The organism is Faecalibacterium sp. I3-3-33, from assembly GCF_023347295.1.
Lineage (GTDB): Bacteria > Bacillota > Clostridia > Oscillospirales > Ruminococcaceae > Faecalibacterium.
Genome location: NZ_CP094469.1, coordinates 847,659 through 872,902, shown reverse-complemented (window position 1 = coordinate 872,902; position 25,244 = coordinate 847,659). Strand labels below are relative to the sequence as shown.

The following is a 25,244-nucleotide window of genomic DNA, read 5'->3' as shown; positions in this document are numbered from 1 at the left end:
TGGGAATGAGCAAAAAATCGGCCTGTTTTCAGAGAACGGCGGCAGGTATATGAAAGCCCCCGTCCCTCGTCCTACGCTCCGACTTGTGGACAAAGTGTCCCGAAGTTGTGGCCACACTCCCGGAAAAGTAGCAGGACAGCGGGCAACCGTCAAGGCTGAAATGAACGGGGTTACACCCGGCCTTGACCGCCGCCCGCCGCCCCGCTGGATGGGTGGACAAGGCGGCCAATCCCTCAAAGTGCTTGTCCGCGCTCTTTCTGATTTTGAGGTATTCAGTTTTTCAAAATTGAATAATCAAAATAAATTTTTTCGATTGAAAAAATTTTATTTGTTATCATCTTCAATGCCATATTTTTTCTTTTGCCGAATCACATAATTACTGATTTTTTCATCATATAGTGGATACTGGTAATCCAACTGGCATGCCACTTCTGACGAAACCTCCCGGAACAATGCCATACATTGTTCAAAGGATTCCCACATATGGGGATAGGAATCCATATTATAAGTGGACATAAGTCGTTCCCACAATTCCTCTGGGACATATTGCTTCATAAATTTATAGTTTTTTCCCAAACTGAAATGAAATCCCTGTTTGATACCAATCAGCCAGGAAATCATGCGAAGCAATTCTTTTCGTACTATATCATTCATATGGTCAATAGCAAAAAGAATTTCTTTGCGGCATAAGCCCTTTACTACATATGTTGTAGTATTCCAAAATTCATTACAGCAATCGTCAAACATTCTTTGAGTAGGCTTCTGCAAGTGGTAGTCTATATCCGTTGGTATTGGCGGCTTTACGATACGGTTGTCTTTATCCAACAGTAACTTTACCAGTTTATCCCATGTAAAATACTCGTCTATCAGTTCCAGCGGCAGCAAAGTTAAATCTATCTTAACATCATCAGTAAACAGCATTAAATATGAAAATCCCTTTTCTACAGCTGGAAATAATTCCATATCTTCCGGCTTTTGCAGAATCAACCTTTCACCAAATATATCTAGCCATTTATCATCACTTGTGAAGCTGTCCATATCCGTAACAAAAAAAGTAATATCAAAATCCTGAAAATCATCAGGCGGAATATTTGTATTTGTTCTAGATCCTTCCAAAGTAACCATGCGAATGCGTTTGTCTGTTTTTGCAAAATTCAAAACAATATCATAAACTTCCTTTTCTGATCTCATTTTTATCTCCTCCAATTATTGAAATAGGTGTGAAGCCATTTTAGGGCTTTCCCGCCTTGATTACCCTTTAGCAAAGACGGGCGGGGCTGTCAACGGCGGCGCATGAAATGCGCCGTTCATCTTGACCGTTGACTGGCTCGGCTGGCTTTGCTATTTTTATCGAATTGCATATTGGTAAATTGCATTGATATGTACTTGGGTTGTATTCACGATTGGCACATTAACATCTTCGGGCTTTATGGCAAGTGGCAGCTCCGTACAGGCGAGAATGAGTGCATCTACATTTTCTTTTTCAATGTATTTATTTGCCAGTGCAATCATTTTCTCTTTATCACTAGGAATTACTATGCCATTCTCTAAATTGGGGTATATCAGTTTTCCTAATAGAGATATTATTTTTTCGCTATCGCCTTTACAAGTAACATCATCGGGCGGCGAAGTTCATCTTCCATACCCGGAATATCCATCATCTCTTTAGGCGGTTCTGCTTCCTCTACAACTTTAAGCTCAAACCCATTGTTCAGCAATCCCATTATAATCTGTGTAAGTGTGTGATGTTGTTTTACTACATCACATCCTAAAAAATGTGTATTTCGTTCTCCTGTTATAAAGTAATTATCAATCGCCCAATATTGCGGTTTCCCATCATCTGTATAAATCCAATCCTGCCCAACTCCTGCGGTAAAAACAGGGTGTTCGATATTAAAAAGAAAAATTCCACCTGGTTTTAATGTCCTATACACTTTTTGAAATATTTCCACTATGTCCTCTATATAGTGCAGAGCTAAATTAGATATAACACAATCCCATTCATTTTCTGGATAGTCATATTCCTCTAATCCGCTAATACGATATTCAATTTGATTTCCTGAATTGCGCTTTTGGGCTTCCTCAATCATTTTCTTACTTAAATCAATCCCTAATATTTTTGTAGCTCCTTGTTCTTCTGCGAACTTGCAGTGCCAGCCATATCCGCACCCCAAGTCAAGAACAGATTTTCCTTCTAACGAAGGAAACAAAGGTTTTAATTGATGCCATTCACCAGCAGCTTTTAACCCCTCTTTATCAATGACAATAACATTCCCTTGTGTTTCTTCAAGAATTGCTGATCGCAAACTCGTTTTCCCTGACCCTGGTTGCCCACCAAGTAAAAAAGCGGTTGGCGATTCAACCGCTTTTTTTCCTTGAACCAATTCTTCTAAATTATCATTTAAGCGATTTTCAAATTGTTTGTCAGTAAAATTGACTATATTTGCCATATTAAGCCACTTTCTCTTTATTCAAAACTTGTTTTGAATAGCGATTCATTGACCGCCAATACTCATGAACGGCTTGTAATTCTTCTAAAGAATAATCAAAAAGATTTACACGTTTTGCAAGCTTTAATTGGTTTAATAAATTGACTTCCAATAATTGAGAGTCATTTTTATTTAATTCATGATTCAAAACATAGTTTAATACTCGATTATAAACGCTTGCCGATAATTCGTTAATGATCTCTATTTCAAATGTTTTTTCATAAGTAACTGCCATTTCATTTTCACTCCTTTTAAAGTTTGTCAGGTAAATATTTCCGAATATATTCTTCTAAGGCTTTATCCATAACTTCTTTTACGTTTCCGCCATTCTTTGCTGTTTCGATTTTTATAATATGGTGCAAGTCAGCACGAACACGAACCGTCTTATCCCCCATAATATCTTTTTTTGCACTGATTGGTGTATCATTTCGTTTTGCTTTTTGTGCGCCTAAATTTCCCACAACCACTCACTTCTTTCTATTTCTTCTTACTCTTATTTTATCATCAACAATCACAAATCACAAGTGATTTGTGATTAATCACTTGTGATTTGTGATTCTATTCTTTTTCGTTTTCTAATTGAATGATTCGCTCAAGCATTTCAAAAAATACGTTCTCATACATAGATAAAATCAATATATCCCTTTTCTCCGATTTTTACAACGGCATTGTAGGACTTTCTATCTTTCGTTTTGATTCCTTTTACCAGGGTTTCTTTTCCCTCTAGTAATTCTTTTACATTTGTTTTGGTGAGTTTTTTCTTTCTAAAATGTTCAGCTAAAGTGAAGGTACATTCAGGATAATTTGAACAACCATAAAACGATTTTTTTAATACAATATTGTTGCCACACTTAGGACATTTTCCTACAAGGGGTCCCGAGCGCTTAGTGGGAATTTGTACCCCTTATCGATACAAATTCCCCGTAGGCGCTAGGGACCTCTTTAGCTCCTTGGAAGCTGTCAGTAGTATACCTAATAATTTATCTACATTCCCTTTAGTAACGTGTAACTTTCCAAATTTACAAAAGCGACTCATAGAATTATTTCCTCCCGTTAAATAATAGATAACTATTAAAAATAGACAATACTTGCTCATAAGTAACGGTACTTAAATTGTTTACTTTGGCGTGTTTCATTGCTTGATGAAACTGATTTTTAGTAAACAGTTGACGATATTCTCGATTGACCCATTTTGAAACAAAGTACGTATATAGCTTCCAATATTTATCTGGAACATCTGTGGTATGGCGGGTAAGTTTTATTAAGACACTGTTTACTTTTGGTTTAGGATGAAAGCATTCCGCTGGCAGCTTAAGCAATTGCTGAATCGAGACTTGAGTGTGCAAGAGCAACCCTAGTGTTCGGTGAATATCCAAGGTACGCTTGTAGAATCCTTCTTCAACAATCAGATAGATGTCAGACGCATGGCTTTCAAAAACCACTTTTTTAATAATTTGTGTGCTTAAATGGTAAGGAATACTCCCAACAATTTTATACCTCTGTTTGTTAGGGAATTGAAACTGTAGAATATCTTGGTGAATTAAAGTGACACGAGTATTCAGTTTTAATTTTTCTGACGATAAGTTGAATAGATGACTGTCTAATTCAATAGACGTTACCTGTTTACTTATTTTAGCCAGTTTCGTCGTTAAATGCCCTTTACCTGTTCCAATTTCGTAAACGGTATCGGTTTCTTTTAAATTCAATTGTTTTATTATTTGGTTGAGTACTTTTTCACTCGTTAAAAAGTTTTGAGAATATTTTATATTTTTGTTCATGTAATCACTCCTTCTTAATTACAAATTTTTAGCATCATAATTTGGCGGGTTCCAAAACCAAAAAAGGAATAGGATCACTTTCTTCTTTAAAAGTGACCGACAAATTATCGGTATCATCCTTGATTAGCTTTTTATGATGCCATAGGCTATTAGCGAGATGCAGCATGGTGTTAGTTTTACCAGAGCCGGGAACACCACATATGAAAGCGTGTTTTTTGAAGGATGATGCATCGATAAAAGCGCTCAACCCATTGTTGGTTTGTCCAAGGTAAATGCCAGTTTGCTCCAACTTCGGAGCAGTTTCCTTCTTTATTTCGATATTCTCGCCATCAAATAGTATTGGAAGCCGAAAGAAAGAAGAAAGTTCATCAAGTGTATAAGCGGTTGGCCAGAATGCTAAAGAGGGTGGTAGAAGATTGCAGTAAGGCTGATTTACTTCCTGCAATTCCAACGGTGTGGCCGTACTGGGAATTTCCTGAATTTCACAAGTTCCTTCTTTGATAGCTTCTCCGCAGACAGCATCCATCAAAAAATGCGCACTACTTTTTTGGTTTGCGTAAAGTAAAATGTTGGCAAAAAAACAAGGCGATTTGGCAACATCTGATAAAAACTCTTCGTATATCCGTAGGGTTTCTTCGGCTGAGACATCTCGCGGACGATTTTTGTTATCGGCGAGGGTGATTTGCCCACTACGGCCCAATGCTTTCTCACGTAGAATTGCGACAGGCTTTTGTAAGGCCTGCTGTGCAGTTTTATAGGTGTCACTTCCATAGATTGAAATATGATAAACCATATCCTCATTAAGAGCCTCTGCGGTTTTTTCCATTTCATAAAGACGTGACTTGGGATTGGATTTCCAGCCTTCGACTGTAAATAGCGTATCTCCTGTGGAAAGACGTGTTTGTTCTTGTTTTTTGACTAGAAGAATATTTGTAAATGATTTCCGCAAGCAAACAGGAACATCTTCAATAGGAGCAATCTTATAGTAGTCAGCTAAAGGACTTGCTTGCATAAGCGCATCTATTGATTCAAAGTTTACAGTCTGATCGGAAGAAAATGCCAAGAAAATTTGCAGACGACTCCCTTTTGGACGTTCATGAGTATAGCTAAGGAAAAAATGTAGGGTTGTATGGATTAGAACAGTATTCCTTTGCCATTGACGTAAAAAACGATTATGTCGCTCAAGAATACCATCTATACCTTGTTCACCAAGAGATTGATATTTAACTAGCTCTAAATCGGGAATGTACGGAATCTCATAGAAATGCCACATCATGGGGTACGCCCTCCGTGCAATCGAAGCAATTAGTCTTCATAACTAAGACATCCTTGGCGCTCTCTCGGATAGTAGTAAGTATCATAATGCGAACAGTACTGGCGGCCATTACTATCACGGTCATAAGGGTTCCAATAGATACATCCGTCAGAACAGTTGTGTCCGCAAAAGGCACCCGCAGGAATTTTCACAGAGGTTATATTGTTTTTGTCCATAATGTTTTTCTCCTTTTTATTGTATTAAAGTGTCAGATTCAATTCTTCGGGCGTAATAGAAAGTCCGGATAATTGATCATAAACTGCGAGATAAGGGAAAACTCCAGTATGAGGAATAACAATCGGAAAATACAACTTTTTCACATAAGCATTCATAATTGATCGAATATAGACAATATCCGCAGATGACAAGCATTGACATCCGTGCCCCTCTTTATGGGTGTGAAATATTCCTTTAAAAATAATTCCTTGAGCGTCCCAGTCCGATATTGTTTGATTCAAAAGCAATTCATTGGGAACATACTGGCAAGATTTCCTAAAAGATATTTTTCCTGAATCGACAAAAATGGTATTAATTGTGTTTTTTGATTGCCCAAGCAAGCCACCCATTTCAGGTGGAGCGGATGGAAGGTTGTAGAGCAAGTTGTACAAAGATTCGGTAATTAACACGACAAGACACCCTATAATTACAGTAGTGGAACTTAATATTATAGCTGAAAATAGCATACTCACTTTTGGGTTAGCGGTTGCTTCGAAGTGTTCTTTGAATTTAAAAGGTGTACTTTTTAAAACGATGATATATTTTCGTTGAAACTTCCAATTTCTCTTGAATTAAAGCGAGATTTGTGGCATAATGCCTTATAAAGAGTGAGCTTTGCAAAATTTTGAAAAGTACACCTTTCAAAATTTTGCAAGGAGTTTGCTTAGGTGGACTTTTCAAATTGGATAGATTTCCCATAGAACGTACCTACGGGTAAATCGCAGATTTCCGCAGCTTCTTTAAGGGTCAATTTCTTATCTCTCCATGCTTTATGCACCTCATAGAAGTTGTCTGGAAGCGGCCGGGGCGGTCGGCCAAACTTCACACCGCGAGCCTTTGCCGCTGCAATGCCCTCTGCCTGCCGCTGCCGGATGTTAGTGCGCTCGTTCTCCGCCACAAAGGAGAGCACCTGCAGCACGATGTCACTCAGGAAAGTGCCCATCAGGTCTTTGCCGCGCCGGGTGTCCAGCAGCGGCATATCCAACACCACAATGTCGATGCCCTTTGTCTGGGTGAGCAGCCGCCACTGCTCTAAAATTTCCGCATAGTTGCGTCCAAGACGGTCGATGCTCTTGATGTAGAGTAGATCGTCTTTTTTCAATTTCCGCACCAGCCGCTTGTATTGCGGACGGTTGAAGTCCTTGCCGGACTGCTTGTCCATAAAAATGTTTTTCTCCGGGATCTTCAGTTCACGCAGTGCAATCAACTGCCGGTCCTCGTTCTGGTCACGGGTGCTGACCCGGATATAGCCATATAAATTTCCCAATAAATCGCCCCTTTCTGCTAAAAGTGATTTTCATCGTTCTATATAAAACGGGCAAAGCATCCCTCCTGACGCTTTGCCCGTTGCTCTTTATTCTACCATAGCAGATTGGTTATCGCTTTCAGGATGCCCGCACAGGCTGGATAGCCAGCGCAGCGCCCCTGACCTGATACGTTATCCCGCCAGCTTCATCCCTTGCCTTCCTTTGGCACACCTCCAGGTGCTGTGTGGCAAGAGCATCAAGCTGCTTCTGCAAGGCGGGATTCAGCGTAAACACGCTGCTTGTTCCGTCCTCGCTGGCGTAGATCATGGTTTCCAACTTAAACATCGTCAATCAGTTCTTCCTCCTCGTATTCGTCAAAGATGGTCGGCCCCCAGTCCTCGTCCTCCTCAATGTCCCGTGACATTTTCTGCATCATGGTATAATGCTCCATCTCGGAGCGGACGAAGTAGAACATCTGGTCGTACCAGTCTGCCAGCGTTTCGTCCTCCAGCTTCCGGCAGAAGTCAAGCACCAGCTTGTTCTGGTCGGGATCAACCGTCAACCCGGCAACTCCGCACAGCCGCTTGCGGGTCAACTCCAGATCGGCGCAGCCATAGGTGTAGAGCAGCTTCTTTTCTTCAAACGTCAGTTTCATAGGCTTGTACCTCCGTATTAAAAAAGGGTCTGCCCTGTGCAGACCCGATGTAGCCAAAAGACCGCCGTGCGTTGTGCAGGGCGGTCAGAGATGCGATATTGTATCAGACAAAAATCAGCTCAGTCTTGATGATCTCTTCGGCACGGTTGCGGATGCTGTTCATCCGGCGCACCCATTCCAGTTGATCGGCAGCTTTCAAGGCTTCGGTCACGCCCTCGGCTTCCTGCATCTGCCGGACGGTCAATGCAAGCTGTTCCTCGGCCTGCTTGTCCAGCTTGGCAAGATAGCCGCCCAACTCACCGGACAGGAGCAGTTGATTATACTGGATGGGATGCTGCTCCTTCAGATACATTTTATGTAAGCGGCCCCACCGCCCGGTGGGGTGCTGCTCTGCCGGGGCTGCTGCGGTCAGATTCGGCAGATAGTGGTCATTGACAAGGGTGTAGTCCAGACCGTTGGCATTGTCATGGATGGATTTTTCAAGTTCGTTCATGCGGATTCTCCTTTCATTTCTTCAGGCGTTTCAAAAGACGGTTCAAATTGAATGGGGACTGTATCAGCAGGCTCCTGTTGAGCCAGCTTTTTATTTTGGGCATACTTGCGGCATCGTTCACGGCCTTTCTGCAAGAGGGCTTCATACTCTGCTGCCGCCTGTGGATCAGTTTTAGCAGCTTCACGCAGAGCAGCACGTTTCTTTTTGCGGTTTTCCCCGGCAGTTTTCTGATATTTCTTACGCTTGGCAAGTTGCTGTTCTGTAAGATTTTTCTTGTCGCCGCGACTAATCTCAATTTGACTAGGGAACGTATCACCGATAAAATTGAAGTAGATGTCGATTTGCTGCTGACGGTAGATCGTCCGTCCGCCAGATGCGGAATGAATCACCACTTTTTCTACCAGTTCGTACAGCATTTCATCTGTCAGCGTTTCACAGTCCTTGTATTTCCGAATCAGTTTGATAAAGCGTTTCAGATCAACTTTCGTTGTTTCAACGACGTCCAGTTCTTTCTTCAACTCGGCAATGCGAGCTTCGCAGACAGTTTGTTCCTCATCATATTGCGCCATCAACCGCTGATACTGTCGTTCTGGGATTTTTCCTAAGATGCTGTTTTCATATAGGCTCCGAATCAAAGCGTCCAACTCGTCTATTCTTTTTTGAACTGAATGCAGTTCTTTTTTACTCTCGGAAGATACCTGTGTGTTTTGGTTTTCCCATGCAGCCTGAAGCTGCTCGGCAAATTCATCCTCATTTTCAATAATTTCTTTTGTCATCGCTTTGATTGCATTGAGAATAGCGGCTTCAATGGTTGAGGTCTTGATAAAATGGGATGTGCAGGAAACGTACATATTACGGTATTTGCTGCACTGCCATGAAGAATCCGAATCATACACCACATCAGAATCCCGATGTTTGGATTCAGGGCTGGAAAAGCTCATTCGGGAGCCACAGTCAGCGCAGAATACAATTCCGGCTAACCGGTGCGAGTATGTTCCGCTCGGAAGTTTTTTCGGATTCCTCTTGCGCAGACGCTGTGCTTGATCCCATGTTTCTTGGTCGATGATAGCCTCATGAGTGTTTTTGAATACGATCCTTTCTTCCGGGGTTGCAGCACGGCGCTTTTTCAGTTTGAAGTTCTCACGGATACTTTTACATAGCACTGTATGACCGAGGTATTCCTGCCGGTCGAGGATATAGGTCAGCGTTGTTGTATTCCACCGATAGGGATCGTGGTACGAATGGTTTCGGGCAGCTTCGGGATGATGCCGTTCTTCGTATGCAGACGGAATCAGCACTTTTTCATCCGAAAGAGTCTGGCCAATTTGTGCAAGACTGGCACCGCTGGCTGCCATATCGAAGATCCTGCGGACAACGGAAGCTGCTTCCTCATCTACGTGAAGGGTTTGCTTGTCACCGGGAACCCGCTTATAACCGTAAGGAATACTGCCGCTGCACCGTTTGCCATCCTGCATCCGCGATTTGAAAACGGCACGGATTTTATTGCTTGTGTCCTTAGCGTACCACTCGTTCATGATATTCAGGAAAGGGGTAAAGTCATTGTCCGTGGGATTGGCACTGTCAACATTATTGTTGATAGCGATGAACCGAACACTCTTTGAAGGAAACTGAATTTCTGTGTAAAATCCAACTTCCAGATAATTGCGTCCGAAGCGGCTCATGTCCTTTACAATGACAGTTGCAATGTGCCCGGCTTCGATTTCGGCAATCATAGCCTGAAAACCGGGACGGTTAAAGTTCGTTCCGCTGTATCCATCGTCCGTAAAATGCTGGATGTTGTTAAAGCCGTTTTTACGAGCGTAGTCTTCCAGATACTTTTTCTGATTCAGAATGCTGTTGGATTCACCTTGCAGTTCATCATCTCTGGAAAGCCTTTCGTACAGTGCCGTGATTTTTCCTTGGTTGGATTTTGCCATAGTTTCACCTTCTTTTATTTTTAGTGGGAATACGATATGTAACAAAGATACGATACTTTTCTGATTTTGTAAACGCATCTTTGCTTTATCCTCGATAATTATAACCCTTCGGGTCCGTAACCACGAATGAAACCGGAAAGGCCTTAGAATCACACTGCAGCAGGTTCGGCTTAATAAAAAATCTCGTCTTACCACTGCCGGAACCTCCCACTATCAGAACATTTTTGTTCCGCGCATTCTTGGGGTCGGGCGGACGGTTGCTCATCATCAGACGTTCAGTTTTGGTCAGAATGATGTTGTCCTCGAACTTCGGAGCCTGAAACGGCTCAATGTCCTTGGCATTGCCCCACCGGGCTGAACCGTACTCCATGCCATGCCGGTATTTCTTTGCATTCTTGCTTTTCAGGTAAACTGCAAGCCGAAGCCCGGCACCGCAGCAGATACCCACCAGAATGTCCAGCGGATGAAGGCTCGGCAGCGGATTTGCAAAGGCGGCCGGAATCGTGCTCATCAGAGACAGAATCTTATCTCCCATCTCTTTGCCTTCAGCCAGCCGCCATGCCTCACCGAAATTCGTTGCCGCAAGTCCCAGCAGAAGGTAGGGCAGATACAGAGCCAGCAGCTTGGAAAAATTCTTTTTCATAGGCCAAGCTCCTGATCTTTGTTGCGGACTTTATCGGGAATCGCCGCCACCGCCTGCACCAGTTCCTGCAGTTTTGCCAGCACAGAAGGTCGCTTGGTTTTGTTCAAAACCGAAGCCGAATATTCTTTGAATGCCGCGCTCAACGCATCCGTGTCCTGCGCCTTGAAATAGACCATATAGCGGGGCGGCGTGCAGGAAATATCCTTTTGAACCGCATAGTCAATGTGGTAGCGCTTGGCATATTTCGCAAATCCTTTGATGCCGGTTTTCTCGATTTCTACATTGGTCACACCCCGGTTCTGCCGAATCAGGCGCTTCATGCTCTGTTTTCCCTGCGAAGCATTCTTGTCGTACTGCCGCAGCAGAAACTGCGCACCTTTCAGGAAAGTCCGGGCCGTCAACTTTGTGGTTGAAATGGCAAAGTTGACTGTCTTGTGTTCAACTTCCTCCTGCATTTATACCACCCCCTCTGCAGGAATATCTCCTCATCGTTCGTGCGCCGCCGGGGGCTTTGCTTTTGCCGTTTCCGTCCGCACATTTTCGTCCGGAACGGGCAGCACCAGCATTTGACGGCCCAGGCGCATAAAAGTTTCCGGCTGATGAAAGAGCTCCTCGTATTTCTGCGTCAGCTCCGGGGAGAGGGATGCAAAATCCTCCTCGCCCAGACCCACCACCAGAAACGTTCCGGCAACCACATCATAGGCCTCACCGCTTTCATCCCGCAGTGCGCGGTTCAGCGGCAGCCCCATGAGCTTGCCGTCATCGTTGTAAACGATGGCCACCGGGTCTTCAAAGGGATAGCTTGCACCAATCGAGCCGCCAACCGCCTGCTGCAGCGCTTTCAGGTCATTGTCAATCTCAATCGGCTTCGGGTGCTGCCCCGGTGCGATTTGCAGCACCGAAAGGGTATTCTTTTCCTGTTCCATCCGTATCCTCCTTTACCGTAATCACAATTTCTCCGGTTCGTGCCGCCTGCATCAGGGAAGCGGCAAAAAAGCCGCAGAAAACGCCCAGTTCAAAGAAAGCAAAGCCCACAAAAAAGCTCATCATTGCGGCCTCCTCAGTCCAGGCAGATGCAGTTCAGGTTCTTGCCGTCGGCCATAAGCGCCGCGCTGTGCTGTTCCAGATACTCCTGAATGCAGTGCAGGTCGCCCATCGTCAGGGAGACGTACTCGCCTTCCATGTTGAAGCGGATGAAGACGACCGGACCGGTCAGGTAGCGCTTGCCCGACAACTCCAGCACCTGCTTGGGGTTGTAGCAGCCCGCCACGGGCAGCTCCTTGGAAATGCCGAAGGTGTCATCCGTCTCGTCAAAACAGGGCAGAATGCCGGGCGCTTCTTCCAGCAGAATGGCGCTCAGGTCCCTCGCCGGGCCGACTGCCGCCAGATAAACCTGCGGGTCACCGTACTTGCGCTCTGCAATGTCGCTCATCTTGTTGAAGAAGCCGGAAACGGCACGCTCCATGCCGTCGATTTTGCGGCTCATGTTCTCAATGGTCTTTGCGGTCTTGAAATCAATCGTGGTATTCATAGTCGTTGTCCTCCAAAAATTTTGCAAAAAAGAAAAGACCTCATGGGTCTTTCGGTTCCGATTTTTCAGCGTTCGTTCTGACGCTGTTGTCTGCGCTGCCACTGTTCCAGCAGCTTGATGATGACATCTTCCATCTGCCGGGGCGTGTAGCTGCGGGGAAAATACTTTTTCAGGGTATCGTTTTTGATGACCACCTTGTCCAGTTCATCCTTTTTGGCTTCCCCCATAATGGCAAAGGCGGCTTCATAGGTGAACTTTCCTTCCTGCGCCAGCTTTTTCATTCGCTGCGCCTGCGACAGGGACGGCGCGTTTTGGGTCTCGTCCATGGCCTGCAAAAAATCCCGCTGTTGGCTTTCGTCCAGATAGGACATCTCCACAGCGGGATTAAAGGCAATTTTCTTTTCGTCTACCATATCCAGCAGTTCCGGGATAAGGTTGGTCAAGCGGATGAAACGGCGAATAGTATCTTTACTTACCCCAGCATCATCGCCAACTTTTTCGACGGACAACTTCTGCGCAACTTGCGTAGAAGTTAAATCTGACCTAGCACCTTGATTTTTTATTGCGTCCAGCTTCATTTTGTAGGCAAAAGCCCGCTCACTGGGCAGGATCTTTTCGCGCTGAAGGTTGGAATCCACCATCAATATCACGGCAGCATCGTCCGTCATTTCCCGGACGATAACAGGCAGCGTGTCCAGCCCGGCAAGCTCGGCTGCGTGCTGACGGCGGTGGCCGGAGATGATCTCATACCCGCCTTCCGGGCGGGGCCTTGCAATCAGCGGAGCCAGTACGCCGTACTGTGCCACGCTTTCCACCGTGCGCTGCATAGCCTCATCGTCCAGCACCTTGAACGGATGCTCCTTGAAGGGGAACAGCTCCTCGATGGGAATCTGCTGCACTTGCTTCCGTTTTTGTTCCTGCCGGGATTCTTCGGTGGAAAACATCTCATCGAGACCTTTCAGCGCCAAGTTTGCGTTGCTTTTCGGCATCGGCCAGCACCTCCCTCGTCAAAGATTGATAGGCCGCTGCCACCTTTCCTTTCGGGTCATGGGCAAAGATGCTCCTGCCCCCCGCGCTGATTTCCGCCGCACGGACAGAGTGCGGAATGGGCTGCTCAAACACCCGGATTTTGCTGCCGTACACCTGCCGAATCAGTGCATCGATTTCCCTGCCGTAATTGGTGCGGCTGTCCGTCATGGTCATCAGGATACCCTCGATTTTCAGCTTCGGGTTGATTTGCCGGCGCACTTTCTGAATGGTCTGCAGCAGCTGCTCCAGTCCCTTTGCCGAAAGGTACTGCGCCTGCACGGGAATCAGGGCAGCGTCTGCCGCCGCCAGTGCGTTGATGGTGAGCATCCCCAGCAAGGGCATACAGTCCAGCAGAATGAAATGTTGTCCTCCTCGTCCGGGCAGAGCCGGAGCAGAAGGTCCACCTCCAACTCCTGATAAAAATAATCCTCAAGCTGTTCCAGAACTGCGCTTTCGACAGCACCAGAATTGCTGTTTGGGCAATTCTGTACTTGCGCTTTGCACCAGTCCGGGTAAACGCTACGTCACAGCTCGTTCCTTTTCAGCCCGAAGCTGTTCAAGGGTTTTCGGTTTTTCCATTCTGTTTGACCTCCTTTTTTGAAAAATGGGTATAAAAAAGACCGCCAACTTTTCGCAGATTGCGACCAGTCAACGGTCAGTTTTTTGATATTTAGTTATTGTGTGTTACCATTTGTCGATTTTTAATTTTGCTTTTCGCTTAACCTTAAACCAGAAGCTATTTGTATATTTCTCGTTATGGACTAAAATCTCATACGCCTCCATAGTTCCAGCAGAATATACAAAGCCGAATAATCCGACTGACAATCCTAAAAAGACAAGCGAATGATAGTGTGTCCATGGAATTATTCCTCGAACGGTAATAGCGAGTGTCAAAAGACCTATGATGAACAGAACTGTGCAAGGGATAGCAACAACCATGTTCTTTTTCTTCATGGAACGATATTCGTCAGTTAGTACCTTTAGAAATTCATAATCAAAAAGCAAACTCTCTTTTTTCAAAATTGTGTATTCATCTTTTGAAATGAACATTGAAACCACAAGAGCAATAATTCCTGCAAGTATGCAAATGGACATACCCAGCACTTTCCATGCAGTCGTTGTCTGAAACACGGTGTAGGGTATTCCAGCTAAAGCAAACAAGGCGAATCCAGCACCAAAATATTTGCAAGTCTTTTTCTCGTTGGCGATATATCCAACAGCCATTTCTCTGCTTACATAATAGCCTTTTTCATCTGCGCTACTTTCCGTTTTTTCATCTTTCAGCAGAAAGTCAATGGATACCTCAAAGACATTTGAAAGCAACAGCAGTTTTTCTGTTTCTGGATATCCTTGATTATTCTCCCACTTGCTGATTGCTTGTCGGGTTGTTCCCACAAACTCTGCAAGAGCTTCTTGAGACAGACCTTTTTCTTTTCTGAGTTTGTAGATTTTTTCGCCTAAATTCATAGGTGATACCTCCTTTGGTTTTGATAGCATAATTCTACCAAAGCAAGGTGTCATTATCTATCTTTCGGGAAATGCACTTTGTCAACTTCAAGTTGCAGATATGTTTTTCAGTGCATAACTGTCCTTTTTCAAACTTGCTGGCGGCGAACGATTTGTTAAAATCGTTTGCGGACGGCAAGTCCACAAGGGATAGCCGCTTTAGCGTCGCAAGGGAGTGTAGCTCCCTTGACGGAGCAAAGTGACGAAGCATTCTCGGTCGGGCAGTTTTCTTCTGCTGACCGGGAATGAAGCTCCGTAGGACGCACGATACTCCCGACAGGAGAGTATAGAAGTGCGCCCTTTAGTTCCTAAAGGGATTTTATCGGTTCGATAAAGCTGAATTTATCTGCAGTCACTTTCTTTTCGTTTTCCAATTCCTTTTCTGTAATCTTCCATGAGCCTAACACAATGACCTGCTATATCGTGCATTCCAAGTTCCTGAAAAAAGACAATTTGCAGTTTCATCAGTTCTTCGCAAACCGTCAACTTCTGTTCATCCATATTGCCGACAGCAAGCCATGGGAAAGCCTTATATTTCCTCGTGTCACCAATGAGAAAATTATACCCTATTAACTGATTTTCACGGAGAACGAAATAGAATTGTGGACCCGAATTCGGAACTGACTTTTCCATAATCCGCTGCATTGTTTTCACACCGCCGTATGCCGGGAAAAAACCGATTTGCGCAAGAGCATTTAATATGTCAAGCCGTTTATCCGTGGGTATATCTCTGTAATTGAGAATCCGTTCCATTTGCTTTGCCCTCATTAAATCCCGATTTGTTTCTCAATTTCGTATTCAAATTATACCATAAAACTTGTGTACACTTCTACCGCAGCTTTAGAATATATGAGAAAAGCCCGAACATTTTTCGTCCGGGCGGTCTCGGCATCAATCATAGATCAGCTCAAACTTCACGATAGTTTCTGCCTGTGCCTTGCAGGCGCTCCCCTTCCGCCCCCCTCCGGCAACTATCCGCGCCCCGGCTCATACAATCTAACAACTATGTACCGGGAGGGATATCGTGTGCTGCTGACCTTGCTGCAATTTTTCGCCACAAAATTTCTGTTTCTGGCGCTCCATCTGGAAAGCGGCTGCTTTCCGCGCCCGCTCACAGCCCGGGAGGAGGCTGCGGCCTTCCGTGCGCTGCACGCCGGGGATGCCGCCGCCCGGGAAAAACTGATCCGCCACAATCTGCGGCTGGTGGCGCATATCGTAAAAAAATATTACGCCCTGCCGGGCGATCAGGAGGATCTGGTTTCCATCGGCACCATCGGGCTGATGAAAGCGGTAGATACCTTTGATGCCACACGCAAGGCGCGGTTTTCCACCTATGCCAGCCGCTGCATTGAAAACGAGATCCGTATGCAGTTCCGGCGGGAGCGCAAGAGCGGGCAGACCGTCTCCTTGCAGGAAGCTTTGGAGACCGACGGGGACTCGGCGCTGACCTTAGCAGACGTGATACAGGACGGCTTTTGCATGGAGGACAGCTGTGAGCGGCAGGAGGATGTCCGGCGGCTGCGGCAGCTGCTGGATACCCTGCCCGCCCGGGAGCGACAGATCCTGCTGCTGCGGTACGGGCTGGCCGGGCAGCCGCCCCTGACCCAGCTGGAGACCGCCGGGCTGCTGGGCATCAGCCGCAGCTATGTTTCCCGGCTGGAGACCCACGCGCTGGAACTGCTGCGGCAGGCGTGGGGCAAAAATGGCTAGTTTTCGCTCCTACAAAATTTTCAACTGTAATTCGTCCAGTTGTTCAAAAGTGTACAGCCGGTTGAAGGCCTCCACCAACTCCTTTTTGGAAAGGCGCGGCGGCAGCCCCAGCGCGTTCAGCAGTTTTGCCTTGCGCTCGGCGCTGCCGGGCTTGCCGGAAAGCCCCCACTCATACAGGTCGGTGTAGGTGATCTGTCGTCCCTCCGGGCGCACAGGTGCTGCGCCTGCCTCTGCACCCAAGGCGTCCAGCAGTGCCTGCCGCACAAGGGCGTCGTCCACACCCTCTACCCCCAGCAAGCCCTCCTTGCCAGGCTGCGCCTTGCGCTTTTCCTTGCCGTGGATGGCGGGCACATAAGCCTGCACCACGTTTTGCGCACCCACCATATTGGTGATGTAGTTGCGGATGCGGAAGCCTGCCGCGTCCGAATCCGTGAGCAAAATCAAGCCGTTTTTCTGCGCCAGCGCCCGGAACAGCTGCTGGCGCTGTTTGTCTTTATAAATGCCAAAACCATCCGTCAGCAGGATCATGGCATCGGTCAGGTGCGCTAGACGGACGGCATCGTACTTGCCCTCCACGATCAGCACCCGGTCGGTATGGATCATCTCGCTTTGCATCATCTTCCGCTCCCCGCCAGCGCCAGACGGCACAGGGCTGTTTCCAGCAGTATCTGCGCCGCCACAGGCTGGCTTTTCAGGCTCTGGTCCAGCTCCAGCAGCACCTGCAAGCAGGCCTCCAGCTGGGGCAGGGTGTAGTGGGCGGCAGTTTCTGCCGAGCGCTTCAGCCGGTAGTCACTGCCCTTATAGCCAAAATCTTTGTGCACTGCACTGTAATTCTTCCGCTTTGCCGCCCCAAGCTTTACCCGGTACAGATCCACATAGCTGCCGATCATCGCCGCCGTAATGGCGATGGGCTCCTGCTGCAGCCGCAGCAGGGTCTGCAGCTTTTTGCAGGCTCCGGTGGCGTTTTTGGCGGTGATCATGCGGATCATCTCGAACACATCCGCTTCAAGGCTCACTGTGCCCATCTCTGCCACCATGGAGGCACTCACGGTCTGGTAGCCGGACAGGGCACAGAGCTTATCCACCTCGTTTTCCAGCAGAAAGGGGGCCTCACCGCAGCGCTCCAGCAATGCGGTGGCTGCGCCGTCCGGCAGAGATGCACCCTGCGCCTTTGCGCGCTCCATCATCAAATTTTTCAGTTCAAAGGGGCGGGGCTTTGCCAGCTCCTCGGTGTAGCCGATGGCCTTGCACTGAGCTTGCAGCTTTTGCGCCTGCTTGCCCAGCTTGAGCTTGCCGCGCTCCAGCGGAAACACGCTGCCCAGCACCGCCACGGCGTTTTCCAAGCTGGAAAGGGTGCTGCACAGCTCGTCCAAGTCCTTGCTGCCATAGGCGGCGGGGTCGAGCTCCGGCAGCACCACCACACGCCGGGTGCCGAAAAAGGAGATGGTGCCCGCCGCCATGATAAGCTGCTCCAATTCCGGCGCAGCACCGTCCAGGATGGTGGCATCCTCGTCACTGTCTGCCGACAGCACCCGCACCGCTGCCGCCACTGCCTGCCGCACCAGATACCGCTCGCTGGAATAAAAATAGTAGACCGGGCAGCCCTTGTCGGCCAGCTGCCGGAGTTTTGCTTCCGTGGCCATGCAAATGCCCCTTTCCTGTTATAAAATGCTCCTTGTATTGTACCACACTCGGCCCGGATTGCAAAGCATTACCCTAGCCTTTCGCCGCCGGTGCGGCGCAGGCTGAGGGAGGCAGTGTACTGCGTTTCCGGCGGCATCCAGCTGTAGCTGCGCAGCGCCAGCAGCCTTTGGTACCGCACCGTCTCCGGCTTTTTCGGTGTGGCAATCAGCCACTCCGTTTGCAGCGGCTGCGTCAGTTCTGCCTTGCCGCTTAAGGTCACAAACTGCCGGTTGCCGATGCTCAGCCGCACAAGACACCCTTCCCGGGTGCGCAGCAGTTCCACCGCCGCCGGGGTGCAGCGCAGCTTGCGGCTGGCATTGACCGGCAGACGCTCTGCCCGGATGCCCTGCTGCGCAGGCAGGGTGCAGGCGGTTTTTGCGTTCATGCGCAGGTCTACCACCAGCTCCACGGTGCGCACGCCCCGCCGTGCCAGCTGGTTTTCCACCGCACGCTGGGCGGCGCTGCCGCCCCGGAGCAGTACCACTGCCCGGTCGTTCTGGGCAACCACCACTGCAGGTGCCTGTGCGCTGCCCACAAGGTCGATGTGCACCACGTCCCGGCTGAGGGCGTTGCCCAGCCCGATGCCCACCACTGCCGCCAGCAGAATGCCCGGCAGCGCCACCCGCAGACGCACCCGCCAGCGGAAGGCCAGCACCCCAAGCCCGCACAGCAGCAGACAGACCAGTGCTGCGTAGGCGGTGTCAAAATAGATGCTGCCGCCGGGCTTTGTGCTGAGCCAGACCGCCCAGCCGTTCAATAGCCCGGTGAGCAGGTCTGCCGCCCGGGAAAGCACCCCGTGCACCGGTGCCAGCCATGGCACCAGTCCCACAAAAGCCACTGCCAGTCCCAGCAGAAGCAGCGGCTGCACCATCCACAGCACCGCGATGCTGGAGGCCACCGCCCATACGCTGACGCTCAGCCCCCGCAACACCAGCACCGGGAAGGTAGCCGCCGAGGCGCAGGCGGCAATGCAGGCGCTCTCTGCAAGACCCTGAAGCCGCTCCGGCAGTCTGTTGAACCACGGGCGCCTGACCGGCTTTTGCAGGTTCTCCCCGGCTTTGACCCAAAACCGTCTGTCGTGGGCATCCCGCATCCGGCGGATGCAGGCGTTGCCTGCCACCGTGCCCACCACTGCCGCAAAGGAAAGCTCAAAGCCGATATCCCACACCGCATAGCTGTTGACGGCGGTCATCAGGATGCCTGCCGCCGCCAGCGAGGTGAGGACATCTGCCGGCCCCCACACCCACACACCCAAGGCACTGACCCACACTGCCACGGCAGCGCGGCACACCGAGGGCGTAAAGCCGGTCACGCCCATCAGCACCAGCGCCAGCAGGCTTTTCCAGACCGTGCGCCGTCTGCGGCGGCGGTAGCTCTGCTCCCAGCGATAGGGCAGCAAAACGCTGAGGATATCCCCGCACAGAATGGAAACGTGCATACCGCTGACCACCAGCACATGGGAAAGCCCTGCGCCCCGGTAGGCGCTGCGCAGCTGTGCCGAAAGGCCGCTGCGGTCGCCCACCGTCATAGCTGCCAGCACGCCGCCGGTGTCCCGGTGCATCACCCGGCGCAGGCTCTCGCTCAGTTTTTGCTGCAAGCGGTGGGTGCGGGCACGGAAACTGCTGCTCTCGCCCAGCACGGTAAGCTGCGGCTTTTCTGCCAACGGCTCTGCCTGCAGGGCGATGCCGTCTGCGTACTGCGCCGTCCGTTCCGCTTCATCCGGTGCCGACAGCGTGAACCAGCCCTGCACCCGCTGCCCTGCCGCGCAGGCGGGCAGCTCCGCACAGGCTATGCGGAGGCCCGCCGGGCTGCCGTTCACGCTTTCCACCCACAGGGTCGCGTCTACTGTGTCCGAAAAATAGTTTCTGTCCGCGCGCTCCACCTCGGCAGTCAGCAGCACGGTACGCCCGGCGTAATTTGCCCGGGTACGCTCCAGCCGGGCGCTCGTGGTATGCACCGCGCAAAGCCCGGCCAGCGCGCCCAGCAGCAGGCAGACCGCCAGCTTACGGCTGCGGTACGGGATGCAGAGCAGCAGCAAAAAGGCGACAAAAAATGCCGCAAACGGCATAAAAAGCTCCGTTTGCGGCAAAAAAGTCCACAGGAAACTAAGGCCCATCATTCCGACGCAGAACGCGCAGAGTGGGCGGCGCATCCCAGCTTAGTGGAAGAACAGGGGCAGCGGCTCAAGGAAGATGATATCCTTACGCTCGGAAGCGTCGCCCTCGGCCAGAACAGCGGCCTGACCCACGATGGTGCACTGGGTCTTTTCAGCCAGCGCGTCCAGTGCCTTCAGAGAGCCGCCGGTGGAGATGACATCGTCCACCACCAGCACACGCTTGCCGTTCATCTTTTCCAGTTCCTTGCGGTCGATGACCAGCTTCTGCTTACCGGCAGTGGTAATGGACTGGTCCTCCACCACCACGGGGTCCGGCATATACAGCTTGACACCCTTGCGGGCGCAGATATAGGGCTTGCCGCTCTGGCGGCTCATCTCGTGCGCCAGCGGAATGCCCTTAGCCTCGGCGGTGAGCAGGATATCAAAATCCGGGCACTTCTTCAGCAGCTCCGCAGCAGCGGCTACGGTCAGCTCGGCATCACCCAGCATGATGAATGCAGCAATGTCCATGTGGTCGTTCACCTTGCAGATGGTCAGCTCACGGGTCAGGCCTGCAACGTGCAGGGTATAAGTTTCAGCCATAATCAAATTCTCCCTTTCGTATTGGAATCAGACAGGCAGTTTTTCGCCGCCCAGAACATGGAAATGCAGATGCTTCACGGTCTGGCCTGCGTCCTCGCCCACGTTGGAGATGATGCGGTAGCCGTTTTCCAGCCCCTGCTCCTTGGCCAGCTTTGCGATGACGGCGAAGATGTGGCCCAGCAGAGCACCATCCTCCTCGGTCAGCACAGCGGCAGAGGAGATGTGCTTGCGGGGAACCACAAGGAAATGCACCTTTGCCTGCGGGTTGATGTCGTAGAATGCCACTACCTGGTCATCCTCGTACAGCTTTTTAGAGGGGATCTTGCCCTCTGCGATCATGCAAAACAGACAATCTTCCATGGGGGAACACTCCTTCCTGCTTCTACAAAAGCCCGCCGCCCCGGCGCTGTACCAGCACCGGGGCACGGGACATAGATCCTTTTTAGCCCAGAGCCTTCTTGACGATAGCGCTCACAGCAGCCAGTGCCTCGTCGATCTTGGTCTCGTCCTTCAGACCGGCCATTGCAAAGTCCGGCTTGCCGCCGCCCTTGCCGCCTGCGATAGCGGACAGTTCCTTGACCAGCACACCGGCCTTGAGGCCCTTTTCCTGTGCCAGCTTGTTCACGGTAACGGCCATGGTGATCTTATCCTCAGCCTTGCCCACCAGAACAGCCACCACGGGGTTCACGGCCTTGTCGCGGATGCTGTCGCACATACCGCGCAGGGTGTCGCCGGTGGTACCGGTAAAGTATGCAGAAGCGATCTTCACGCCGTCTGCTTCCTCAGCATTGTCGAACAGGCTGTCCACCTTGGAGGCGGCGATCTTGGCCTTCATCTCCTCCAGCTCGCGGCTCATGGCCTTGTTCTCAGCCATCACAGCCTCGGCGCGGGCGGGCAGTGCAGCCACGTTGTTGGCCTTGAGGGTGTTGGCCACATCATGCAGCATGGCCTCCTGCAGGTTTGCACGGATCAGCAGGTTGCGGCCGGTGACGGCTTCGATACGGCGGATGCCGGCCGCCACAGAGGACTCGCTGACGATCTTGAAGCCGCCGATCTGGGCGGTGTTCTTGACATGGGTACCGCCGCAGAACTCGGTAGACCAGCCCTCGATATCCACCACGCGGACCACCTTGCCGTACTTTTCGCCAAACAGCGCCATTGCGCCCAGCTTCTTGGCCTCTTCCACCGGCATCTCCTGCACGGTGACATTCATGGAGTCGAAGATCTTATCGTTGACGATCTTCTGCACCCGTGCCAGTTCCTCGGGGGTCACGGCGCTGAAGTGGGTAAAGTCGAAGTGGGTGATGGAGGCATCCTGATAGGAACCAGCCTGATGCACATGGTCGCCCAGCACCTCACGCAGGGCAGCCTGCAGCAGGTGGGTAGCGGTGTGGTTGCGGGCAATGGCCATGCGGTAGCCCTTGTCCACCTGTGCGGTCAGCACATCGCCCACCTTCACGATGCCGCTTTCCAGCACGCAGGTGTGGACGTAGTAGCCCTTGGGGGTCTTTTTCACGTCCAGCACACGCAGGCTGCACTCGGCACCGTTCAGCACGCCGTGGTCGGCAGCCTGACCGCCCATCTCAGCGTAGAAGGGGGTCTTATCCAGCACCACCAGCACGCCGTCCTTTGCCTCCTCGTCGGTGGCAATGGCATCGGTCAGGGTCTCTTCATCGCTCAGCGCCACAACGGTGCCCTTGTCGGTCAGGGTGTCGTAGCCGGTAAAGACGGTGGGCTCGGCCTCCAGTGCGCCGAACAGATCCTCGCTCCAGCCGGAGATGTTCTTCTTCAGACGCTCGGCGCGGGCGCGCTCCTTCTGCTTCTTCATCTCTGCGTGGAAGCCGTTCTCGTCGATCTCCAGACCCTGCTCGGCGGCGATCTCCTTGGTCAAATCCAGCGGGAAGCCGAAGGTATCGTTCAGCTTGAACACGTCCAAGCCGCTCAGCAGCTTCTCGTGTGCCTTCTCCAGACGGTCGATCATGTTGTTCAGGATGTTCATGCCGGCATCGATGGTGCGGGCAAAGTTTGCTTCCTCGGTGCCGATGACCTTCTTGATATAGGCGTCATGCTCGCGCAGTTCGGGGTAAGCGGACTCGCTGGACTGGATGACGGTCTCCACCAGATCCACGAGGAAGGGGTGGTCGATGCCCAGCATCCGGCCGTGGCGGGCGGCGCGGCGCAGCAGACGGCGCAGCACATAGCCGCGGCCTTCATTGGAGGGCAGGATGCCGTCAGACACCATAAAGGTGCAGCTGCGGATATGGTCGGTGATAACGCGGATGGAGATATCGGTCTTGGGGTCCTGCAGGTAGGTCTTGCCAGCGATGTGCTCCACATGGTGCAGCACGCTCTGCACGGTATCCACCTCGAACAGGTTGCCCACGTTCTGCATCACGCAGGCCAGACGCTCCAAGCCCATGCCGGTATCAATGTTGGGGCGTGCCAGACGCTCGTAGTGACCCTTGCCGTCGGCATCGAACTGGCTGAACACGAGGTTCCAGATCTCCATATAGCGGTCGCAGTCGCAGCCCACACCGCAGGTCGGCTTGCCGCAGCCGTACTCGGGGCCGCGGTCAAAGTAGATCTCGGAGCAGGGGCCGCACGGGCCGGAGCCGTGCTCCCAGAAGTTGTCCTCCTTGCCCAGACGCACCATGTGGTCCGGGGCAATGCCGACCTTCTTGGTCCAGATATCGTAGGCCTCGTCGTCCTCCTCATAGACAGAGATGTGCAGACGATCCTTGGGAATAGCCATCCACTCATCGCTGGTCAGGAACTCCCATGCCCAAGGGATGACCTCGTCCTTGAAGTAATCCTGGAAGGAGAAGTTACCCAGCATCTCAAAGAAGGTGCCGTGGCGGGCAGTGATGCCCACGCGCTCGATATCCGGGGTGCGGATGCACTTCTGGCAGGTGGTCACGCGATGACGGGGCGGCTCCTCCTGTGCCAGGAACCACTTCTTCATGGGGGCCATGCCGCTGTTGATCAGCAGCAGGCTGGGGTCGTTCTTGGGTACCAGGGGGAAGCTGTCCAGACGCAGATGACCCTTGCTTTCAAAGAAGCTCAGGTACTTTTCGCGCAGTTCATTCAAACCGGTCCATTGCATAGATCTTTCTCTCCTCAATCGTCTTTGGCGCATGTGCGCCGTTTTTTATGCTGTTATGGCAGAGGGGCGGCACGGTGAAAAAACAAAAAACAGCCCTCATCCCAAAAGGGACGAAGGCTGCTTGTGCATCAAACTCCGTGGTACCACCCAAATTGCAAAGGATAACGTGTCCCCTGCCGCTTTCGGCGCATTAACGCTGCGCAGCGTCCGGTTTACATTCGCCGGAAGCTCCGGGGTGGCGCGAAATGATCCCGACCGGAGCGCCTTACAGCCGTGGGCGCTCTCTCTGGACGGTGGTGTGTGCATTTCTGACCCCATCATTGCCATCTGTCATAATTTTACATTCCGCAAGGCAGGCGAAGTGCCCCTTTGCGTACAGCTAAATTATAGCATACGCAAAACGTTTGTCAACGGTTTTGAGCAAAATTTACGGCACCCAGATGCGGCGCACCTCCAGCACCTTGCCGCCCTGCACCACCAGCGTGGTATTATAGGTGGTCCAGTTATCGGGGTCTGCATTGATCGCTGCTGCCACCGCCTCCGCGCCCGTAGTCTCCACGGCTTCGGCCTGCGGGTCGGCAGAACTGTCCTTCAGCACTACATCCTCTGCCAGCGGCATCGTCTTTTCTCCCATCTCATAGTAGACAGGGTAATCGTCAAAGGTCATCGTCCGGTAGGCATCATCTTCCAGCTTCAGGTCAAGACCGTACTGCTCCTCCATGCCGCCATTGATGGTGACAAGATGGTACTGATCGTTTTTCTCGATACTCTCCACTGCAACGGTCACAAACTGGTTCCATGCAGCCCCCTCTTCGTGGAGGGTGATCTGATCCCCAACGGCAAGTTTTTCAACATCTTCTTTTTTATAAAGGTCATAGCTGAAGATTTTTGCAGTCAGGTTGCCGCCCTGCACACCGGAGGTGATCTCCGCCGGAATAAAGGTGACCGTGTCCTCCCTGTCGAGGTCATCCAGCGTCCACGTCAGCATGTTGATGGGCTCCGTGACCCCTTCCTCTGCCACATGGGACGAGGCCGGCACTGCACTGGATGCGGGGGTGCTGGCGGGGGTGCCGGAGCTGCCGCAGGCCGTCAATGCGATGCCCGCAGCCAGAACAGCCAGAATCTTATATTTCAGGTTCATAAAAATACCTTCTTTCTTGACGCGGTAGATTTATTCCGCTACAATAAAAACGAATCAAGAACCCATTCTA

General features: G+C 50.6%; 28 protein-coding genes and 3 pseudogenes. 1 reads left to right on the top strand and 30 read right to left on the bottom strand.

Annotation, left to right across the window (positions count from 1 at the left end; translation table 11 throughout):
• Positions 1 to 324 precede the first annotated feature (324 nt).
• The 23 genes and pseudogenes from MTP39_RS04150 to MTP39_RS04040 form a co-directional block, all read right to left on the bottom strand.
• The gene (locus tag MTP39_RS04150; protein ID WP_001255868.1) at positions 325 to 1,191 is read right to left on the bottom strand and encodes an aminoglycoside 6-adenylyltransferase AadE; all 867 of its coding nucleotides are present in this window, start codon (positions 1,189 to 1,191) and stop codon (positions 325 to 327) included.
• Between the two features lie 156 nt (positions 1,192 to 1,347).
• On the bottom strand, positions 1,348 to 1,539 hold the full coding sequence (locus MTP39_RS04145; protein WP_370751961.1) for an aspartate/glutamate racemase family protein: 192 nt from the start codon (positions 1,537 to 1,539) through the stop codon (positions 1,348 to 1,350).
• A 44-nt stretch (positions 1,540 to 1,583) separates the two neighbouring features.
• On the bottom strand, positions 1,584 to 2,450 hold the full coding sequence (locus MTP39_RS04140) for a methyltransferase domain-containing protein (protein WP_007857419.1): 867 nt from the start codon (positions 2,448 to 2,450) through the stop codon (positions 1,584 to 1,586).
• Between the two features lies 1 nt (position 2,451).
• Positions 2,452 to 2,724: an antitoxin gene (locus tag MTP39_RS04135; protein WP_000301765.1), complete on the bottom strand. Its 273-nt coding sequence runs from the start codon at positions 2,722 to 2,724 to the stop codon at positions 2,452 to 2,454.
• Positions 2,725 to 2,740: 16 nt separating this feature from the next.
• Complete coding sequence (locus tag MTP39_RS04130; RefSeq protein ID WP_000527317.1) at positions 2,741 to 2,950, bottom strand: peptide-binding protein; 210 nt, start codon at positions 2,948 to 2,950, stop codon at positions 2,741 to 2,743.
• 155 nt (positions 2,951 to 3,105) lie between these two features.
• Complete coding sequence (locus MTP39_RS14045) at positions 3,106 to 3,384, bottom strand: topoisomerase C-terminal repeat-containing protein (RefSeq protein WP_074118312.1); 279 nt, start codon at positions 3,382 to 3,384, stop codon at positions 3,106 to 3,108.
• 145 nt (positions 3,385 to 3,529) lie between these two features.
• On the bottom strand, positions 3,530 to 4,267 hold the full coding sequence (gene erm(B), locus MTP39_RS04115) for a 23S rRNA (adenine(2058)-N(6))-methyltransferase Erm(B) (RefSeq protein WP_002292226.1): 738 nt from the start codon (positions 4,265 to 4,267) through the stop codon (positions 3,530 to 3,532).
• 34 nt (positions 4,268 to 4,301) lie between these two features.
• Positions 4,302 to 5,543 carry a hypothetical protein gene (locus tag MTP39_RS04110; protein ID WP_249241550.1) on the bottom strand — a complete coding sequence of 414 codons (1,242 nt, stop codon included), beginning with the start codon at positions 5,541 to 5,543 and terminating at the stop codon, positions 4,302 to 4,304.
• Positions 5,544 to 5,782: 239 nt separating this feature from the next.
• Positions 5,783 to 6,208, bottom strand: coding sequence for a hypothetical protein (locus MTP39_RS04105; RefSeq protein WP_129873419.1), 426 nt, complete (start codon positions 6,206 to 6,208; stop codon positions 5,783 to 5,785).
• A 254-nt stretch (positions 6,209 to 6,462) separates the two neighbouring features.
• The gene (locus MTP39_RS04100) at positions 6,463 to 7,065 is read right to left on the bottom strand and encodes a recombinase family protein (RefSeq protein ID WP_249241549.1); all 603 of its coding nucleotides are present in this window, start codon (positions 7,063 to 7,065) and stop codon (positions 6,463 to 6,465) included.
• 118 nt (positions 7,066 to 7,183) lie between these two features.
• Positions 7,184 to 7,390 (bottom strand): hypothetical protein, encoded by a 207-nt coding sequence (locus MTP39_RS04095; protein WP_249242030.1) that lies wholly within the window; start codon positions 7,388 to 7,390, stop codon positions 7,184 to 7,186.
• On the bottom strand, positions 7,383 to 7,700 hold the full coding sequence (locus MTP39_RS04090; RefSeq protein ID WP_249241548.1) for a hypothetical protein: 318 nt from the start codon (positions 7,698 to 7,700) through the stop codon (positions 7,383 to 7,385). The genes MTP39_RS04095 and MTP39_RS04090 overlap by 8 nt, the downstream gene beginning before the upstream one ends.
• Positions 7,701 to 7,803: 103 nt before the next feature.
• Complete coding sequence (locus MTP39_RS04085; protein ID WP_249241547.1) at positions 7,804 to 8,193, bottom strand: TnpV protein; 390 nt, start codon at positions 8,191 to 8,193, stop codon at positions 7,804 to 7,806.
• Positions 8,190 to 10,130, bottom strand: coding sequence for a recombinase family protein (locus tag MTP39_RS04080; RefSeq protein WP_249241546.1), 1,941 nt, complete (start codon positions 10,128 to 10,130; stop codon positions 8,190 to 8,192). Before MTP39_RS04080 ends, MTP39_RS04085 begins: the two co-directional genes overlap by 4 nt.
• Positions 10,131 to 10,233: 103 nt before the next feature.
• Positions 10,234 to 10,773 (bottom strand): annotated as a pseudogene (locus MTP39_RS04075) (VirD4-like conjugal transfer protein, CD1115 family); the annotation flags it as partial.
• On the bottom strand, positions 10,770 to 11,228 hold the full coding sequence (locus tag MTP39_RS04070) for a PcfB family protein (protein ID WP_249241544.1): 459 nt from the start codon (positions 11,226 to 11,228) through the stop codon (positions 10,770 to 10,772). The pseudogene MTP39_RS04075 and the gene MTP39_RS04070, both read right to left, overlap by 4 nt.
• A 30-nt stretch (positions 11,229 to 11,258) precedes the next feature.
• On the bottom strand, positions 11,259 to 11,699 hold the full coding sequence (locus MTP39_RS04065; protein WP_249241543.1) for a DUF3846 domain-containing protein: 441 nt from the start codon (positions 11,697 to 11,699) through the stop codon (positions 11,259 to 11,261).
• 134 nt (positions 11,700 to 11,833) lie between these two features.
• The gene (locus MTP39_RS04060) at positions 11,834 to 12,304 is read right to left on the bottom strand and encodes a hypothetical protein (RefSeq protein ID WP_249241542.1); all 471 of its coding nucleotides are present in this window, start codon (positions 12,302 to 12,304) and stop codon (positions 11,834 to 11,836) included.
• Between the two features lie 65 nt (positions 12,305 to 12,369).
• On the bottom strand, positions 12,370 to 13,293 hold the full coding sequence (locus MTP39_RS04055; RefSeq protein WP_249241541.1) for a ParB/RepB/Spo0J family partition protein: 924 nt from the start codon (positions 13,291 to 13,293) through the stop codon (positions 12,370 to 12,372).
• Positions 13,250 to 13,693 (bottom strand): annotated as a pseudogene (locus MTP39_RS04050) (ParA family protein); the annotation flags it as partial. The gene MTP39_RS04055 and the pseudogene MTP39_RS04050, both read right to left, overlap by 44 nt.
• A pseudogene (locus tag MTP39_RS14075) lies at positions 13,693 to 13,833 on the bottom strand (replication initiator A domain-containing protein); the annotation flags it as partial. The pseudogenes MTP39_RS14075 and MTP39_RS04050, both read right to left, overlap by 1 nt.
• A gap of 184 nt (positions 13,834 to 14,017) precedes the next feature.
• Positions 14,018 to 14,800: a helix-turn-helix domain-containing protein gene (locus MTP39_RS04045; RefSeq protein ID WP_249241540.1), complete on the bottom strand. Its 783-nt coding sequence runs from the start codon at positions 14,798 to 14,800 to the stop codon at positions 14,018 to 14,020.
• 381 nt (positions 14,801 to 15,181) lie between these two features.
• A complete protein-coding gene (locus MTP39_RS04040) occupies positions 15,182 to 15,592 on the bottom strand; it encodes a hypothetical protein (RefSeq protein ID WP_249241539.1) in 411 nt (136 codons plus the stop codon).
• 273 nt (positions 15,593 to 15,865) lie between these two features.
• On the opposite strand from MTP39_RS04040, the gene MTP39_RS04035 reads away from it, so the two are divergent.
• Entirely contained in the window at positions 15,866 to 16,549 is a 684-nt protein-coding gene (locus MTP39_RS04035; protein WP_249241538.1) for a sigma-70 family RNA polymerase sigma factor, read from the top strand.
• Between the two features lie 9 nt (positions 16,550 to 16,558).
• Here MTP39_RS04035 and MTP39_RS04030 read toward each other — a convergent pair whose 3' ends face one another.
• The 7 genes from MTP39_RS04030 to MTP39_RS04000 form a co-directional block, all read right to left on the bottom strand.
• Positions 16,559 to 17,167 (bottom strand): toprim domain-containing protein, encoded by a 609-nt coding sequence (locus tag MTP39_RS04030; RefSeq protein ID WP_249241537.1) that lies wholly within the window; start codon positions 17,165 to 17,167, stop codon positions 16,559 to 16,561.
• Entirely contained in the window at positions 17,164 to 18,192 is a 1,029-nt protein-coding gene (holA, locus tag MTP39_RS04025; RefSeq protein ID WP_249241536.1) for a DNA polymerase III subunit delta, read from the bottom strand. Before holA ends, MTP39_RS04030 begins: the two co-directional genes overlap by 4 nt.
• 68 nt (positions 18,193 to 18,260) lie before the next feature.
• Positions 18,261 to 20,300 (bottom strand): ComEC/Rec2 family competence protein, encoded by a 2,040-nt coding sequence (locus MTP39_RS04020; RefSeq protein ID WP_249241535.1) that lies wholly within the window; start codon positions 20,298 to 20,300, stop codon positions 18,261 to 18,263.
• Positions 20,301 to 20,390: 90 nt separating this feature from the next.
• Entirely contained in the window at positions 20,391 to 20,930 is a 540-nt protein-coding gene (locus MTP39_RS04015) for a phosphoribosyltransferase family protein (protein ID WP_005921321.1), read from the bottom strand.
• Between the two features lie 27 nt (positions 20,931 to 20,957).
• Positions 20,958 to 21,290, bottom strand: coding sequence for a histidine triad nucleotide-binding protein (locus MTP39_RS04010; protein ID WP_055186528.1), 333 nt, complete (start codon positions 21,288 to 21,290; stop codon positions 20,958 to 20,960).
• An 82-nt stretch (positions 21,291 to 21,372) separates the two neighbouring features.
• A complete protein-coding gene (alaS, locus tag MTP39_RS04005; RefSeq protein WP_249241534.1) occupies positions 21,373 to 24,033 on the bottom strand; it encodes an alanine--tRNA ligase in 2,661 nt (886 codons plus the stop codon).
• Between the two features lie 427 nt (positions 24,034 to 24,460).
• Positions 24,461 to 25,174, bottom strand: coding sequence for a hypothetical protein (locus MTP39_RS04000; RefSeq protein WP_249241533.1), 714 nt, complete (start codon positions 25,172 to 25,174; stop codon positions 24,461 to 24,463).
• Between the last annotated feature and the right edge of the window lie 70 nt (positions 25,175 to 25,244).

Bases quoted from the DNA above. Each gene is read 5' to 3' on its own strand.
- MTP39_RS04080 (WP_249241546.1), bottom strand. From the start codon at position 10,130: ATGGCAAAATCCAACCAAGGAAAAATCACGGCACTGTACGAAAGGCTT.
- MTP39_RS04150 (WP_001255868.1), bottom strand. From the start codon at position 1,191: ATGAGATCAGAAAAGGAAGTTTATGATATTGTTTTGAATTTTGCAAAA.
- MTP39_RS04020 (WP_249241535.1), bottom strand. From the start codon at position 20,300: ATGCCGTTTGCGGCATTTTTTGTCGCCTTTTTGCTGCTGCTCTGCATC.
- MTP39_RS04000 (WP_249241533.1), bottom strand. From the start codon at position 25,174: ATGAACCTGAAATATAAGATTCTGGCTGTTCTGGCTGCGGGCATCGCA.
- MTP39_RS04045 (WP_249241540.1), bottom strand. From the start codon at position 14,800: ATGAATTTAGGCGAAAAAATCTACAAACTCAGAAAAGAAAAAGGTCTG.
- MTP39_RS04140 (WP_007857419.1), bottom strand. From the start codon at position 2,450: ATGGCAAATATAGTCAATTTTACTGACAAACAATTTGAAAATCGCTTA.
- holA (WP_249241536.1), bottom strand. From the start codon at position 18,192: ATGGCCACGGAAGCAAAACTCCGGCAGCTGGCCGACAAGGGCTGCCCG.
- MTP39_RS04055 (WP_249241541.1), bottom strand. From the start codon at position 13,293: ATGCCGAAAAGCAACGCAAACTTGGCGCTGAAAGGTCTCGATGAGATG.
- MTP39_RS04085 (WP_249241547.1), bottom strand. From the start codon at position 8,193: ATGAACGAACTTGAAAAATCCATCCATGACAATGCCAACGGTCTGGAC.
- alaS (WP_249241534.1), bottom strand. From the start codon at position 24,033: ATGCAATGGACCGGTTTGAATGAACTGCGCGAAAAGTACCTGAGCTTC.
- MTP39_RS04090 (WP_249241548.1), bottom strand. From the start codon at position 7,700: ATGAAACTGACGTTTGAAGAAAAGAAGCTGCTCTACACCTATGGCTGC.
- MTP39_RS04135 (WP_000301765.1), bottom strand. From the start codon at position 2,724: ATGGCAGTTACTTATGAAAAAACATTTGAAATAGAGATCATTAACGAA.
- MTP39_RS04015 (WP_005921321.1), bottom strand. From the start codon at position 20,930: ATGGCTGAAACTTATACCCTGCACGTTGCAGGCCTGACCCGTGAGCTG.
- MTP39_RS04010 (WP_055186528.1), bottom strand. From the start codon at position 21,290: ATGGAAGATTGTCTGTTTTGCATGATCGCAGAGGGCAAGATCCCCTCT.
- MTP39_RS04070 (WP_249241544.1), bottom strand. From the start codon at position 11,228: ATGCAGGAGGAAGTTGAACACAAGACAGTCAACTTTGCCATTTCAACC.
- MTP39_RS04065 (WP_249241543.1), bottom strand. From the start codon at position 11,699: ATGGAACAGGAAAAGAATACCCTTTCGGTGCTGCAAATCGCACCGGGG.
- MTP39_RS04095 (WP_249242030.1), bottom strand. From the start codon at position 7,390: ATGTTTAAGTTGGAAACCATGATCTACGCCAGCGAGGACGGAACAAGC.
- MTP39_RS04110 (WP_249241550.1), bottom strand. From the start codon at position 5,543: ATGATGTGGCATTTCTATGAGATTCCGTACATTCCCGATTTAGAGCTA.
- MTP39_RS04030 (WP_249241537.1), bottom strand. From the start codon at position 17,167: ATGATGCAAAGCGAGATGATCCATACCGACCGGGTGCTGATCGTGGAG.
- MTP39_RS04060 (WP_249241542.1), bottom strand. From the start codon at position 12,304: ATGAATACCACGATTGATTTCAAGACCGCAAAGACCATTGAGAACATG.
- MTP39_RS04040 (WP_249241539.1), bottom strand. From the start codon at position 15,592: ATGGAACGGATTCTCAATTACAGAGATATACCCACGGATAAACGGCTT.